The organism is Nonomuraea salmonea (genome assembly GCF_042428605.1).
Taxonomy (GTDB): Bacteria; Actinomycetota; Actinomycetes; order Streptosporangiales; family Streptosporangiaceae; genus Nonomuraea; species Nonomuraea salmonea.
On the sequence record NZ_JBHMCF010000003.1, the window covers coordinates 206,232 to 220,686 of the forward strand.

The window sequence follows — 14,455 nt, forward strand, 5'->3', positions numbered from 1 at the left end:
TGGCACACTATGACAGCTTTGTGTCGAGGAGATGACGACCGTGGGTCTGCGGGAACGCAAGAAGGAGAAGACGCGCCTGGCGATCCTCGACGCGGCGCTCGACCTCTTCCTCGAACAAGGATACGAATCGACCACCGTGGAGCAGATCGCGGGGGCCGTCGAGATCTCCCCCCGCACCTTCTTCCGCTACTTCACCAGCAAGGATCACCTGGTGCTGTGGTTTCACGACCACGGCGAGGAGATCATGCTCGACGCCCTGACCGAGCGCCCGCACGACGAGCCGCCATTCGCCTCGCTCATGTGGGGACTGCGCGCCCTGCTCGCCGACCTGGATGAGTCAACGCCCGAGGACGCGGAGAGGTTCCTCAAGCTTCGCAGATTGTTCGAGTCACACCCGCACCTGGTCGGCCTCTCGGCGGCCAGAGGCGCCGAGACCGAGCGGCGGCTGGCCGAGAAGGTCGCCGCGCGCCGCGGCACCGACCCCGACGAGGACCAGCTCGCTCACCTGATCGTGGCGTTCGCGATGTCCACCATGCGGGTCGGGTTCGAGTGCCCGCGCCGCGACGCCCCGATGGCGGAGATCAAGGAGCGGATGGCGCAGACGCTGGAGCTGACCGAGCGCTGCCTGCGGCCCGGGTGGGACCAGCAGCCCTGACGCGGCCTCAGTCCATCGTCGGGTCGTCAGTTCATCGTCGGGTCATCGGGGCAGGTCGCCACGAACGCCAGCTCCCCGGGCTGGCGGCGCAGCACCTGGCGCCACAGGGAGGACGGGTCGGCGTGGAAGGTGTCGCCGACCTCGGAGTCGACGATGTACCAGGCCCCTTCGGCGATCTCGCTCTCCAGCTGTCCCGACGTCCAGCCCGCGTAGCCGGCGAAGATCCGCATCTGGGCGATCTCGCCCTGGAGGATCTCGGGGGGCGCGTCGAGGTCGACCGTGCCCAGCCTGGACACCGCATCGGTGCCCGCGTGCAGCCGGCGCCAGCCCAGCGGCTCCTCGCCGCTCGGCACCGCGGCCAGCGCGAGCGCGCTGTCGGTCTGTACGGGCCCGCCCTCGAACAGCACCGGCGGCCCGGTCACCAGCGGATCCCAGACCGGCAGGACCTGGGTCACCGAGATGTCGCTCGGCCTGTTGAGCACGACGCCCAGGGTGCCGCCGTCGTGGTCGTGTTCGAGGATGAGCACGACGCTACGCCGGAAGTTGGGGTCGTCGAGAAGCGGCGTCGCCACCAACAAACCGCCGACGTAGATCGCTTCCGCCATACCTCCATCATGAAGGCTCCGGTGGGGTGCGCGCTCCCCCGAGCCCCCCATGTTACTTTTCGTACACGCTTGGGAACTTTAGGTAGCGAAGATCACATTCGGGAGGAGCACATGCGCATCGGTACTCGGCTCGTCATGGTCTGCCTCCCCTTGGGGGCTTTCCTGCTCTTCCTGACGCTGCCGGCCCACGCCTGGCCGGGGTCCGACACCGGCGACCCGTTCACGATGACGGTGGACGGCGTGGCCTGCCGTACGGGCCGCGCCACCGTACGCCTGCACAACCAGACCCGCCAGCTGGCCAGGTTCGACCTGAAGTCCGACGGGGTCAGCGTGGCCAGCGGCTCGATCCCGGCGCGCAAGACGATCGTCCGGCACGTACGGGTGGCAAGGGGCAGCGGCGCCGAGATCGAGGCGTTCTCGGTGAGCGACAGCGCCCCCGAGACGCTGATCGACTCCACCCGGCTGGAGAACGACTGCCCGTGGGGTCACCACCGCAAGCAGTTGCCGTTCACGGGCCCGCCCACCGATCTCCTGGCCAAGCTCGCGACGGCGGGCGGCATGGTGGTGATGGGCGGGATCCTGTGGTGGTACGGCTCGATCTGGCCGCGCTCGTCCTAAGGAGAGCCCGTCCCAAGGAGAACGCGTCCCAAGGAGAGCTCGTCCCAAGGAGAGCTCGTCCCAAGGAGAGCTCGTCCCAAGGAGAGCTCGTCCTAAGGGGAGCGGTCTCCTGCGGTCACGAAGGCTCCCGCCCTGGCGGCGGCCAGCGCGCGGGCCACGGACGCCTCCGCGACCTCCCGCGTGACCGGCTCGCGCGTGACGACCAGCCGGTAGTAGAGCGGCGCGGAGACGGCCCTGATGAGCTCCTCCGCATGGGTGCCCTGGGGCAGCTCGCCCCTGGCGACGGCCAGCTCCACGACGGTGGCCCACTCGTCGATGCGGCGCAGGTAGAAGGTGCGCAGCGCGAGCGCCGCCTGCTCGTCGCTGGTGGCCGCCGCGATGACGGCCTGGAGTGTGACACCGAGCCGCGGGTCGTTGAGCGCCTCCATCACCATCAGCGCGTTGGCCCGCAGGTCGCCCTCGATGCTTCCGGTGTCGGCGTGCGGCGAGGACTGGTTGGCGAACTCGTTCATGAGATCGGTCACGAGGCCGGCGGGGCTTCCCCAGCGCCGGTAGACGGTGGTCTTGCCGACGCCCGCCCTGGCCGCGATCTGATCCATGGTCAACGCGTGGAAGCCGTGCTCGACCAGCGCGTCCTGGGTGGCTTCCAGGACGGCGGCGCGCACCCGCGCGGTACGGCCACCCGGCCGTACGGTTCCCGCGGAACGGGAGGGTTGGTCCATCGAGTCTCCTCGCCGTGTAGCCGACCATATTATCGAAACTCTTGTTTCATTAGCAGTCCGTTCGGCATTACCGAACGAAATTGCGCTAGTGTCGCTCCTGTGGGAGAGACGATTCAGTCCGTCGAACGAGCCGCCGCGATTTTGCGGCTGCTCGCCTCCGGCCCGAGACAGCTCGGGGTCGCCGAACTGGCCAGAGCCCTGGGCCTGCCGAAGGGGACGCTACACGGCATCCTGCGGACTCTGGTGCGCGTCGGGTTCGTCGAGCAGGACCAGGCGACGGGAAAGTACCGCCTCGGGGCCACGCTGCTCCACCTCGGCAGCAGCTACCTCGACGTCAACGAGCTGCGCGGCAGGTCGATCAACTGGGCCGACGCACTGGCCGGCCGCAGCAGGGAGAGCGCCTGGATCGGCACCCTGCACGAGGACCACGTGCTGGTCATCCACCACGTCTTCAGGCCCGACGACAGCATGCAGACCCTCCAGGTGGGCACATATCTGCCGGTGCACGCCAGCGCGCTCGGCAAGGTGCTGCTCGCCTACGACCCGTACGACGAGCCGCCCGCCGCCCCTCTGGAGCCCTACACCAAGCACACGCTGGCCGATCCCGCCGCGCTGGCGGCGGAGCTCGACCGGGTGAGGTCGCGCGGCTGGGCGTGCGAGATGGAGGAGCTGACCGAGGGCGAGGTGGCCATCGCCGCGCCCATCAAGGACCCGCGCGGCATCGTCGTGGGCGCGATCGGCATCCGCGGCGCCGTCGAGCGGCTGGCTCCCGGCGGCGAGCTGCACATGGAGTTCGTCTCCTACGTCCGCGACGCGGCCCGGGCGATAAGCCGTGACCTGGCCAGATGACACTTGAACACCTACCAGCGACCACATAGCATTCGTTCGGCAGACCGTTCGACAATGTCGAACCAGCAGCACTAGCGAGGAACCCCGTGCCTGCACCCCAGTACATCGCAGCCATCGACCAGGGCACCACGTCCAGCCGGTGCATCGTCTTCGACGAGGGCGGCCACATCATCTCCGTCGCCCAGCGCGAGCACCGCCAGATCTTCCCCCGCCCCGGCTGGGTCGAGCACGACGCCGACGAGATCTGGCAGTCCGTGCGCGGCGTGCTGGCCGAGGCGGTGGCCGGGGCCGGCATCGACGACGGGCAGATCGCCGCGCTCGGCATCACCAACCAGCGCGAGACCACCGTGCTGTGGGACCGCGCCACCGGCCGCCCGGTCTGCCCCGCCGTGGTCTGGCAGGACACCCGCACCGACGCGCTCACCCGGTCGCTGGCCGAGCAGGAGCCGCTGTTCAGGGAGCGGGCCGGGCTGCCGCTGCACACCTACTTCTCCGGGCCCAAGATCCGCTGGCTGCTCGACGCGTACGACCTGCGCGAGCGCGCCGAGCGCGGCGAGGTGCTGTTCGGCACGATGGACAGCTGGCTGCTGTGGAACCTCACCGGCCGCCACATCACCGACGTGACCAACGCCAGCCGCACGATGCTGATGAACATCCACACCCTGTCCTGGGACGACGAGCTGCTGGCCGCGCTCGGCGTGCCGCGCGCGATGCTGCCGGAGATCCGGCCGTCGGCCGAGGTCTACGGGCACACGGAGGCGGGCGTGCCGGTGGCGTCGGCGCTGGGCGACCAGCAGGCGGCCCTGTTCGGCCAGACCTGCTTCTCCCCCGGCGAGGTGAAGAGCACGTACGGCTCGGGCAGCTTCCTGCTGATGAACACCGGGCACGAGCCGGTCGTCTCCAAGCACGGCCTGCTGACCACCGTGGGCTACCAGATCGGCGAAGGACCGGCCACGTACGCGCTGGAAGGCGCCATCGCGGTCACCGGCTCGCTGGTGCAGTGGCTGCGCGACAACCTGGGCCTGATCTCCAGCGCGGCCGAGATCGAGACCCTCGCCAAGACCGTGGACGACAACGGCGGCTGCTACTTCGTCCCGGCCTTCTCGGGGCTGTTCGCGCCGCACTGGCGCTCCGACGCGCGCGGCGTGATCGCGGGGCTGACCGGGTTCGTGACGAAGGGGCACATCGCGCGGGCCGTGCTGGAGGCCACCGCGTGGCAGACCCGCGAGGTCGTGGACGCCATGAACGCCGACTCGGGGCTCGACCTGACGACGCTGCGCGCCGACGGCGGCATGACGGCCGACAACCTGCTCATGCAGATGCTGGCCGACGTGCTGGCGGTGCCGGTGATCAGGCCGATGGTGTCGGAGACGACCGCGCTCGGCGCCGCGTACGCCGCCGGGCTGGCCACCGGCTACTGGCCCGACCTCGACAGCCTGCGCGCCAACTGGCACAAGGCGGCCGAGTGGCGACCGGCCATCGACGAGGAGGTCCGCGAGCGCGAGTACCGCAACTGGAAGAAGGCCGTGGCGAGGACCCTCGACTGGGTCGAGCAGGAGGAGACCGCATGACGACCACGATCGGCACCGACCGGGCGCAGGTCCGGCAGGAGCTCTCCACCACCACCTTCGACCTGCTGGTGATCGGCGGCGGCATCCTCGGCACCTCGGTGACCTGGATGGCCGCGCAGGCCGGGCTGCGGGTGGCGATGGTGGACGCGGGCGACTTCGCCGGCGCCACCTCCAGCGCCTCGTCCAAGCTCGTCCACGGCGGCCTGCGCTACCTGCAGACCGGCAACGTCAAGCTGGTGGCCGAGAACCACCGCGAGCGCCGGGCCCTGGCCGCCGACATCGCGCCGCACCTGGTCAAGCCGCTGACCTTCCTGGTGCCCATCTACAAGGGCGGTCCGCACGGCGCGGCCAAGCTGGGCGCGGGCGTGTTCCTGTACTCGGCGCTGTCGGTGTTCGGCGACGGCATGGGCAAGGTGATCACGCCGCATCAGGCCCTCGCCAAGGTGCCGGCGCTGCGTACGGAGGGGCTGCGGGGCGCCGCCGTCTACGGCGACCACCAGATGAACGACTCCCGCGTGGCCGTGATGACCGTACGCGCGGCCGTGGACGCGGGCGCCACCGTGCTCAACCACGCCCAGGTCGTGGGCCTGCGCAAGACGGGCGGCACCGTGACGGGCGCCGAGCTGCGCGACCGGCTCGACGGGGCCGAGTTCGGGGTGTCGGCCAGGCTCGTGCTCAACGCCACCGGGCCGTGGGTCGACCACCTGCGGCGCATGGAGGACCCGGGCGCCGCGCCGAGCATCCGGCTGTCCAAGGGAGCCCACCTGGTGCTGCGCCGGCACGAGCCGTGGAAGGCGGCGCTGACCACGCCGATCGACAAGTACCGGGTGTCGTTCGCCATCCCGTGGGAGGACCACCTGCTGCTCGGCACGACGGACGAGGCGTACGAGGGCGACCCCGCCGACGTCCGCCCGACCGAGGCCGACATCGCGCAGATCCTCGACGAGGCCGGCCATTCCGTACGCGACGCCCAGCTCAGGCGCGAGGACATCACCTACGCCTTCGCCGGCCTGCGGGTGCTGCCCGGCGGGCCGAAGGAGGTGACCGCCGCCAAGCGGGAGACCCTGCTGAGCAGGGGTTCGGGCGGCATGCTGTCGGTGGCGGGCGGCAAGTGGACGACGTACCGGCACATCGGCAAGCACGTGCTCGGCACCCTCGCCCACCTGCCCGGCCGGCCGCTCGGCGACGACCTGGCCGACATCCTGCCCGCGGTGCCGCTGCCCGGCCTGGCCAGCCCCGACGCGGTGGCGCTGCGGCTGTGGACCGACCGCGACCGCGACGCCCGCATGGACCCGCTGGTCGCCAGGCACCTCGCCACCCACTACGGCTCGATCGCGTTCGACCTGGCCAGGCTCATCCGCGAGGACCCGGCGCTCGGCGAGCGCATCCACCCCGACGGGCCCGACATCTGGGCGCAGGCGGTCTACGCCCGTGACCACGAGTGGGCGGCCACGGTGGACGACGTCGTACGCCGCCGCACGACCCTGACCGTCCGGGGCCTCGACACGCCCGAGGTGCGGGAGCGGATCGCCGCCCTGCTGGGGTGAGGTCACGTGGTCGCCTGGCGGAGGAACAGCGGCCGGGGCGGTGTCGCACTTCGACCGGATCAGCGAAACTTGTAACTCCGCGAGCACCTTTTCGCGACTCGTGCATAGAGCTTCTCTGCAGAGGGAGTCGCACCTGAACAAAGGTGGCGCGGGGCCAGGACAGGGCAGAGGGAGGGCATGCGTACACCGATGAACGAAGCCCTGATCAGGCACTTCACGGACCTGCGCGACGGCGTGCACGGCCAGGCCGTCACGCGGGACAACAAGGAACGCCTCTTCGCCCGAGCCGTCGAGCTGCTCGACCCGGTGGCGCGCAGGGCGCTCGACGAGGCGAACGCCGACCTGCTGCTCGGCACCGGGGAGGTGGTCGCGAGCGGCGTCACCCGGTCGAGGGAGGGCGGGCTCAACGCGATGTGGTCGCTCACGTGGCCCGAACAACGCGCCGCCGGCGAGCAGCCGATCGCGGTCGTCGCCCACTTCGGCTGCGACTTCCACCACCCGCACCTGCGCGGCAACACGGTCGGCGACTGGCCGCTGAACGTCTTCGACGAGTCCGACGCGGCGGGGCAGCTCGACCTGCTCCGCGCGATCGCCGCCGCCGACGCCCACAACCTGGTCTTCCAGGAGAGCTACCGCCTGATGCCCGCGCTGACCACCGCCATCCCCACCTCCTGAGCACCACGGGACGCCCTAGCCGGGAAGGGCGGGCTTGGCGTCGCTCCAGCCCGAGTCCATGATCAGCCAGGAGTCCAGCGTCCTGCCGGGAACCTGCCACTTCTCGCTGTTGGGGCCGGGTTCGAGCTGGACGTGGCGACGGCCGAGGACCTTGCCGGTCCGCTGGTCGAAGAGCACCTCCTCCTGGAGGGTGCCGCGCCCGTCAGCGGTTTCGAACGAGGCCGCGAGGCCGACCGCGGGACGGCCGAGCGGATCCGTGACGGCGCCCAGCCGCCGCACGCCCGGATAGTCGGTGATCAGGCGCATGAGACCGGCTCGCACCTTGGGCGGCACGGGTGTGCCGGTGAGGACGGAGAAGGCCTGGTCAAGCACCTTCTTTGGTTTGTCGCAACGCTTCGGCGCCCCCGACCCGCCGCCGAGGAACCTGACCGAGCCCTCGCACAGCAGCTCGTACAACCCTGCTGAGTCGGTGGGCAGCTCCTGGAGCTCCTGATAGGTGAACTGGCCGAGGCCGGGGATGTGGAAGACGCCGCCACCTTGGTCGTCCGGATCGTCCTCCTGCCAGGCACCGGACGTCGCGCTGACGGTCCTGGTCACGCCCGACGAGCGCACCGTCCAGCTCGACGGGGAACCCGCCGCGCGCCAGGCGTCGGCGTCCGCGCCGGTCTGGGGCCCGCCCGCGAACGTACGGCCGTAGAAGGAATTGCCGTCGCCGCGGGCGCGTCCCGTCCACATGAAGTACTCGTGGCGCTCCTCCACGACGTACCCGCCGGTCCTGCCGCGCGCGAGCGTCGCGAAGGCGGTGCGCTGGTGGGAGTACCAGTAAGGGCCCTGCCGCTGCCGCTCCGCCTGGGAGGCGGCGGCCAGCATCATGCCGCGCGGCGACCGGGCGTCAGCGGGCACGGCCTGCACGCCCGTCCGCGGCGGCGGGGCGCCGGTGGTGAGCGTCACACCCGCGACGACGGCCGCGGCGGTGGCGGCGGCGGTGGCGGCGGCCAGCAGGCCGACGGGCAGGCGCCAGGCACGGCGGGAGCGCGGCCGTGCGGTGTCGTCCTGGCTCAGCATCCTGGCGCGGGCGGCCGCGGTGGCCTGGTCGGAGGGCGGGGGCGGGTCGTCGTAGACCCCTCGTACGAGATGCAGGTCGTTCATCGCTGTGCCTCTTCCTCGTCGAGCAGCGGATTCGTTCCGCCCAGCGCCTTGCGCAGCTTCTTGCGCGCCCGGTTGAGCCGCGAGGAGACCGTGCCGAAGGGCACGTCCAGCGCCTGCGCCACCTCCTCGTACCTCAGCCCGGCGAGCGCCACCAGCAGCAGCACGTCACGCTGGTCCGCGGGCAGGGCGGCGATGGCCCTGGCCAGGGCGCCTTTGACGGCCTGCGCGCTCACCTTCGCCGTCACCTCCTCCTCGTGGCCGCCGATCGGCTTCGCCCCCGGTCGCAGCCGGTCCACGGCGCGGAGAAGGCGTGCCTCGTCGCGCCGGTGCCGGCTGATGAGGTTGGTCGCGATGCCGTAGAGCCAGGGACGGGCGCTGCGACGGCGCAGGTCGTAGCGGCGGCGCTCGCGGAAGGCCAGGGCGAACGTCTCGGCGCAGACGTCGTCGGCGGCCTGCGGGCCGAGCCTGCGGGAGGCGTACCGGTGGATCTCCGCGTAGTGCGCGTCGAAGACGGCGCCGAAACGCTCGGGCTCCTGCCAGGACCGTTCGATCGCCCCGGCGTCGTCCTGCGACGGTGAGGCGGTGTCCGGGGGGTCGGCCAGGTGCGGCTCATTCATGGCGAGGCCTCGTGATCGGCGGGACGTCGGTCACCTGTTGTTGCCCGCAGGCCGCCGTCGCCTTCCCCCTGACTTCACCGTTCCCCCTGAATTCACCGCGCCTGTGCGGCAAGCACACAGCCCGACCGGCCCAGGTTCGGTGGGCGGGTCGGGCTGGAGGAGAGAAACGCTCGCGAGGCGGGTCCGGGGCGGTCACCTGGCGCCCCGGCCCGGGAGGTCAGGCCTCGGTGAAGCCGCGGGCGCGGCCACCGGCCGACTCGCGGACGGCGGCGGCAACCGCGGTGGCGACGTCGGGGTGGAAGACGCTGGGGATGATGTAGTTGGGCCCCAGCTCCTCGGGGGTGACGACGGCGGCGAGCGCGCCGGCGGCGGCCAGCAGCATCTCCTGCGTCACCTCGGTGGCCTGCGCGTCGAGCAGCCCGCGGAACACCCCGGGGAAGGCCAGCACGTTGTTGATCTGGTTGGGGTAGTCGGAGCGCCCGGTGGCGACCACGGCGGCGTGTTCGCGGGCCTCATCGGGCGAGACCTCGGGCTCGGGATTGGCCAGCGCGAACACGACCGGGTTGTCGGCCATCGCGGCGATGTCGTCGCCGGTGAGGATGCCGGGCGCGGAGACACCCACGAACACGTCGGCGCCCTTGACCGCGCCGCGCAGGTCGCCGGCGTAGCCCTCGGCGTTGGTGTGGTCGGCGATCCAGCGCAGCGACTCGTCGAGGTCGTCGCGCCCCTTGTGGACGGCGCCGAGGTAGTCGCAGACGACGACGTTGCGGGCGCCGGCCGCCAGCAGCAGCCGCAGCACGGCGTTGCCCGCCGCGCCCGCGCCCGCCATGGTGATCTTGACGGTCTCGATGCTCTTGTCGACCACCCGCAGCGCGTTGGTGAGCGCCGCGAGCACGCAGATGGCGGTGCCGTGCTGGTCGTCGTGGAAGACCGGGATGTCGAGCAGCTCGCGCAGCCGGCGCTCGACCTCGAAGCAGCGCGGCGCCCCGATGTCCTCGAGGTTGATGCCGCCGAACCCGGGCGCGATGACCTGCACGGTGCGGACGATCTCGTCGACGTCCTGGGTGTCGAGGCAGATCGGCCAGGCGTCGATGCCGGCGAAGCGTTTGAACAGCGCCGCCTTGCCCTCCATGACCGGCAGCGCCGCCTCAGGCCCGATGTTGCCGAGGCCCAGCACGGCCGAGCCGTCGGTGACGACGGCCACGGTGTTGCGCTTGATGGTCAGGCGCCGCGCGTCCTCCTTGTTGCGCGCGATCGCCATCGATACGCGCGCCACGCCCGGCGTGTACGCCATGGACAGCTCGTCGCGGTTGCGCAGCGGCACCTTCGACTTCATCTCGATCTTGCCGCCGAGATGCATGAGGAACGTGCGGTCGGACACCTTGTGGATGACGACGCCCTCGACGGCCTCGAGCTGGTCGACGATGGCCTGGGCGTGGTCGGTGTCCCTGGCCGCGCAGGTCACGTCGATGCGGAGCTTCTCGTGCCCCGCGTTGGTGACGTCGAGGGCGGTGACGACGCCCCCAGCCGACTCTACGGCGTGGGTGAGCAGGCTGACGGCCTTGCCGCCTGCGGGCACCTCGAGCCGCACGGTGATGGAGTACGACACACTCGGGACGGTCGCCACGTCAATCGCTCCTTCGGGACTGACCAAGAATGCCTCCCATGTTAGGGGGCTTTCGGTCAACCCAGTGCCTCGGCGGCCAGGACGATCAGCTCGACGCACGTCGTCACGGGAATGGTGGTGCTGTCGAGAACCAGGTGATATTGGCACGGATCGGCCGGGTCGACGCGGTAGAAGTGGCGTACGTACGCGGTCCTTGCCCGGTCGTTGTCCTCGATGACGCGCCGCGCCTCGCGCTCGCTCAGCTCGGCGAGCGTGGCCGTCTGCCTGACGCGCCGCGTGAGCGGCGCGTCGAGCCGGACGTGCAGCGCGCCTGGATGGTCGGCCAGCACCACCGCGCCCGCCCGGCCGAGGAACACGCCGCCCTGGTCGCCGGCCATCTCCTTGAGCAGCCGCTCGGTGTGGCGGACGAACTCCTCGGGCGCGAGCGGCATCGCGCCGGGGACGTACATGTCGACGCCGCCGAACGTCACCGTGGGCAGCCGCATGGCCCCGGAGAACAGCCGGCCGAGGCCGTGCTCGGCGCGGTCGTCGTGGGCCAGCGCCTCCTCCAGCGTGCAGCCCAGCTGCTGGGCCACCGCGCTGGGGATGGCCCGGTCGACGAAGGGCACGGCGAGCCGCTCGGCCACGGCCGGGCCGATCTGGTTGCCGGCCGTGCCGTATGTCGCCGATATGGTGACGACCCGCATATCCCCAGGTTAGAACAGGGCGCTCGCCAATGCCCTACGCGCCTTCGCCAAAGATGGGTCTTCGGCCGGCAAGGCGTCGAAAAGCCCCAGCAAATGCTTTCTCGCCCGGTCACGGTCGTCACCCGAGGTGCGCTTGACCACGGCGATGACGCGGTTGAACGCCTCGTCGACCGAGCCGGACAGCATCTCGAGGTCGGCGGCCATGAGCTGGGCGTCGAGGTCGTCGGGATCCTGGGCGCGCCGCTGCACCTCGGCGGGGTCGGCCTCGGCCGTGCGCTTGATCAGGCTGACCCCCGCCAGCCCCATCTTCGCGTCCTCGTCGCCGGGCGCGCGGGCCAGCAGCCGCTCGTAGGCCGCGATCGCCGCGTCGTAGTCGCCCGCGTCGATGGCCTGCTCGGCCGCCACCAGGTCGGGGTCGGCCGGCGGGCCGGCCTGCGCCTCGGGCTCGCCGCCCTCGGCCTCCGGCGGCCTGGCGCCGGGGTTGGCCTGGTAGAACTGCTCGACCGCGCCCATCAGCTCGTCGAGCCAGCGCCGCACCTCCTGCTCGGGCAGCACCTGCTGGAAGCCGGTCACGGCCTGGCCCTGGAAGATCGCCAGCACGGTCGGCACGGCCTGCACGCGCAGCGCCTGGGCGATCTGCGGGCTGGCATCGACGTTGACCTTCGCCAGGACGGCCTTGCCGCCCAGGTCGCCGACGACCTTCTCCAGCACCGGGCTGAGCTGGGCACTGCCAGGAGCCCGCGGCGACCAGAGGTCGAGGACGACCGGCACGGTCATCGAGCGCTCGATGACATCGGCCGTGAACGTCTCCTCGGTCACATCGACGACTGAGGCCGACGCCGCCTGGGGACCTGCCGCCTCCCGCCGGGCCTGCGCCTCAAGAGCCTGCTTGCGCGCGCCCAGGTCTATCGCTCCGTAGAGTGACCCGGGCTTAGAGAAGTCCGCCATGCCCTTCATCTTGCCGCATGGACGAAGCCGGGAAGTCACCCGCCGCCACCCGTAGCGTGCGCAACTGGTCGAACATCTGGCTGAGTTCGTCCTCGGCGTACATCGACAGGCCGAACTCGGCGGCCATGAGGTCGGCGGTGGCGCGGCGCACGACGTCGCGGCCGGCCTCGGTGATCTCGGCGAGCACGCCGCGGCCGTCGCGGGGGTTGGGGCGACGCGTCACGAACCCGGACTTCTCCAGCCTGTCCACCGTGTTCGTCACGCTCGTGGGATGAACCATGAGACGTTCGCCGATCCTGGACAGCGGGAGCGCGCCCGTCCTGCTGAAGGTCAACAGCACCAGCGCCTCGTATCTGGCGAAGGTCAAGTCGTATGGCTTCAGGAGCGAGTCAAGTTGCGACAGCAGGATCTGATGCGCTCTCATGATCGAGGTGACGGCGGCCATGGCGGAGGAAGGTCCGAAGTGAGCGCGCCAGCTTTCCGCGGCGCGGTCGATGGGGTCGAACGGCAGGTTGAGCGGCTTCGGCTGCGACACAGCGATACGGTAGCGCGCCGGTCATCCCGGTTCGTCTGATTACGCTCAGCGACAGCTCTCTTTGCTTGACCAAGAATCCGGACGTCAATCATCACGCTCAGTTATGGTTCTCGTACGTATGGTGACGCGGACGCCAAGTTCACGGCCTGTGGGGACGGGCCAGGACCGCGCGGCGGCCGCATCGCCTAGGGGCACGGGGGGTGCTTGATGAACGTCAACGGGGACAAGGGTGCGTGAGCACGCGGGCGTTTCACGGGAGGAGCTGAAGCACAGCGCGGCCGTCACGGTTGCCGTCCTGCTTGCTGTCGGCCTGATCGCGGCGTGGAACGTCCTGATCCCGGGTGTCGACGCGTGGGAGAACATCGTGGCCGCGGTCATCGGCTCGCTCCGGCTGACCGGGCCCGTCGCCGCGGCCTTCGCCGCCTGGGTGGCGCTGCGCAAGCGCCGCGCGCTGCGCGGGCGCTCACTCACGACGTGGCGGGCGCTCAAGGCGCCGCTGGCGATCGTGGTGGTGGTGCTGGGCTCGTTCGGCGCTACGGTGCTGGTGCTCGCCGTCAAGACGGTGCTCACCGACCAGGCCGGCCGGCTCAGCCTGTCGGGGCTCGGCATGGGCATGGCGGGGCTGGCGCTCTACTCGGTGATCGGGTGGGTGGCCGGATGGGTGGTGCCGAAGCCGTACACGCCGCCGATCGCGGGTCTGGCCTGCTACGGGGTGTTCTCATGGCTGGCCGACGACCGCGGGTGGGCCGACAAGCTCGCGCCGGGCACCGGCGAGCCGTATGACCTGTTCCAGGGGCTCAGCGGGGCGCCGTTCTTCGACCAGACGATCTGGCTGCTCGGCCTCACCGCCGCGCTGCTGCTCGGCTGGGCGGCGCTGGTGACCAGGCAGGCCATGGTGCTGGCGTGTGCGCTGCTCGCCGTGCTAGCGGCCGGCATGGGCGTCTCACGGGTGCTGACCCAGGCGAAGCCGGCCGCGGCGGTGGACATCGCCTACAGCTGCCAGGAGTGGCCGATCACCGTGTGCGTGCATCCCGGCATGCGGGCGGGGCTGACCGAGCTGGGGGCGGCGTTCACGCAGATCGCCTCGCGGCTCGCGGGCACGCCCGCCGCGTTCACGCGGGTGGAGCAGCGCCCGCTGGACGACGCGCTCAAGCCGGCCAACGGGCTGGCCCCCGTGCACGTGCCCGACCTGTCGGCGGGGTTCGCCGAGGAGGCGGCGTACGAGTACGTCGAGTCGCTCGCGCCCCGCTGCCCCACCACGGTCGCCGAGGGCTACCGCCAGATCGTCACGGCCTGGCTGCGCGGCGAGCCGCTGCCGGGCACCCCGCTGCCCGAGCACCAGTACGCGACCCAGTGGTTCTCCTCGCTGAGCGAGCCGCAGCGCCGCGAGTGGCTGCGCATGTTCTACACCGACTTCCAGGGCTGCCGGCTGTCGAGCACCCACTTCGGCGGCGGCCCCGCGCAGGCGGGCATGACCCCGTCGGTGCGCCCGACCCCTGAGTCGAGCCACGTCTACCCCGTCTACCCAACGCCCGGCGGTTCCGCCAGGTCGGCGCCGCAGACGCCCGGTGCGGGCGGGGTCAGTTCGGTGGCGAACACCGGGGACGTCTCCTAAAAGGAGCCAAGTTGTCACCATAGGGCGGGCACTGAT

At 71.2% G+C, this 14,455-nt stretch carries 15 protein-coding genes; 7 read left to right on the top strand and 8 right to left on the bottom strand.

The genetic code is table 11. From position 1 onward, the window contains the following. Window positions 1-31: 31 nt before the first annotated feature. The gene (locus tag ACFFR3_RS02195) at window positions 32-655 is read left to right on the top strand and encodes a TetR/AcrR family transcriptional regulator (RefSeq protein ID WP_364378749.1); all 624 of its coding nucleotides are present in this window, start codon (window positions 32-34) and stop codon (window positions 653-655) included. 26 nt (window positions 656-681) lie between these two features. Here ACFFR3_RS02195 and ACFFR3_RS02200 read toward each other — a convergent pair whose 3' ends face one another. Then, window positions 682-1,260 carry a YqgE/AlgH family protein gene (locus tag ACFFR3_RS02200; RefSeq protein ID WP_364378752.1) on the bottom strand — a complete coding sequence of 193 codons (579 nt, stop codon included), beginning with the start codon at window positions 1,258-1,260 and terminating at the stop codon, window positions 682-684. Window positions 1,261-1,371: 111 nt separating this feature from the next. Between ACFFR3_RS02200 and ACFFR3_RS02205 the strand changes: the two genes are divergently transcribed. After that, complete coding sequence (locus tag ACFFR3_RS02205) at window positions 1,372-1,878, top strand: hypothetical protein (RefSeq protein ID WP_345397683.1); 507 nt, start codon at window positions 1,372-1,374, stop codon at window positions 1,876-1,878. Between the two features lie 92 nt (window positions 1,879-1,970). Here ACFFR3_RS02205 and ACFFR3_RS02210 read toward each other — a convergent pair whose 3' ends face one another. After that, window positions 1,971-2,600 carry a TetR/AcrR family transcriptional regulator gene (locus ACFFR3_RS02210; RefSeq protein ID WP_345397680.1) on the bottom strand — a complete coding sequence of 210 codons (630 nt, stop codon included), beginning with the start codon at window positions 2,598-2,600 and terminating at the stop codon, window positions 1,971-1,973. A 99-nt stretch (window positions 2,601-2,699) separates the two neighbouring features. Between ACFFR3_RS02210 and ACFFR3_RS02215 the strand changes: the two genes are divergently transcribed. The 4 genes from ACFFR3_RS02215 to ACFFR3_RS02230 all read left to right on the top strand — a co-directional run bounded on the left by ACFFR3_RS02215 (window position 2,700) and on the right by ACFFR3_RS02230 (window position 7,242). Next, on the top strand, window positions 2,700-3,449 hold the full coding sequence (locus tag ACFFR3_RS02215) for an IclR family transcriptional regulator (RefSeq protein WP_345397677.1): 750 nt from the start codon (window positions 2,700-2,702) through the stop codon (window positions 3,447-3,449). A gap of 86 nt (window positions 3,450-3,535) precedes the next feature. Beyond that, entirely contained in the window at window positions 3,536-5,020 is a 1,485-nt protein-coding gene (gene glpK, locus ACFFR3_RS02220; RefSeq protein ID WP_345397674.1) for a glycerol kinase GlpK, read from the top strand. Next, window positions 5,017-6,567 (top strand): glycerol-3-phosphate dehydrogenase/oxidase, encoded by a 1,551-nt coding sequence (locus tag ACFFR3_RS02225; protein ID WP_379482509.1) that lies wholly within the window; start codon window positions 5,017-5,019, stop codon window positions 6,565-6,567. Before glpK ends, ACFFR3_RS02225 begins: the two co-directional genes overlap by 4 nt. Window positions 6,568-6,744: 177 nt before the next feature. Next, a complete protein-coding gene (locus tag ACFFR3_RS02230) occupies window positions 6,745-7,242 on the top strand; it encodes a hypothetical protein (RefSeq protein WP_364378760.1) in 498 nt (165 codons plus the stop codon). 15 nt (window positions 7,243-7,257) lie between these two features. On the opposite strand, the gene ACFFR3_RS02235 is transcribed toward ACFFR3_RS02230, so the two are convergent. From ACFFR3_RS02235 to ACFFR3_RS02260, 6 genes are all read right to left on the bottom strand, one after another. Then, window positions 7,258-8,391, bottom strand: coding sequence for a CU044_5270 family protein (locus ACFFR3_RS02235; RefSeq protein WP_379482510.1), 1,134 nt, complete (start codon window positions 8,389-8,391; stop codon window positions 7,258-7,260). Further along, complete coding sequence (locus tag ACFFR3_RS02240) at window positions 8,388-9,008, bottom strand: RNA polymerase sigma factor (protein WP_364378766.1); 621 nt, start codon at window positions 9,006-9,008, stop codon at window positions 8,388-8,390. Before ACFFR3_RS02240 ends, ACFFR3_RS02235 begins: the two co-directional genes overlap by 4 nt. Window positions 9,009-9,225: 217 nt before the next feature. Further along, window positions 9,226-10,635, bottom strand: coding sequence for an NAD-dependent malic enzyme (locus ACFFR3_RS02245; RefSeq protein ID WP_345397665.1), 1,410 nt, complete (start codon window positions 10,633-10,635; stop codon window positions 9,226-9,228). Window positions 10,636-10,691: 56 nt separating this feature from the next. After that, window positions 10,692-11,321, bottom strand: a complete 630-nt coding sequence (locus ACFFR3_RS02250) for a cytidylate kinase-like family protein (protein WP_345397662.1) — start codon at window positions 11,319-11,321, stop codon at window positions 10,692-10,694. A gap of 9 nt (window positions 11,322-11,330) precedes the next feature. After that, on the bottom strand, window positions 11,331-12,269 hold the full coding sequence (locus tag ACFFR3_RS02255; RefSeq protein ID WP_345397659.1) for a tetratricopeptide repeat protein: 939 nt from the start codon (window positions 12,267-12,269) through the stop codon (window positions 11,331-11,333). Next, entirely contained in the window at window positions 12,253-12,804 is a 552-nt protein-coding gene (locus tag ACFFR3_RS02260; protein ID WP_345397656.1) for a MarR family winged helix-turn-helix transcriptional regulator, read from the bottom strand. The genes ACFFR3_RS02255 and ACFFR3_RS02260 overlap by 17 nt, the downstream gene beginning before the upstream one ends. Window positions 12,805-13,033: 229 nt before the next feature. Here ACFFR3_RS02260 and ACFFR3_RS02265 point away from each other — a divergent pair, with 229 nt between their 5' ends. Next, window positions 13,034-14,419 (top strand): hypothetical protein, encoded by a 1,386-nt coding sequence (locus tag ACFFR3_RS02265; RefSeq protein WP_364378773.1) that lies wholly within the window; start codon window positions 13,034-13,036, stop codon window positions 14,417-14,419. The last annotated feature ends 36 nt before the right edge of the window (window positions 14,420-14,455 follow it).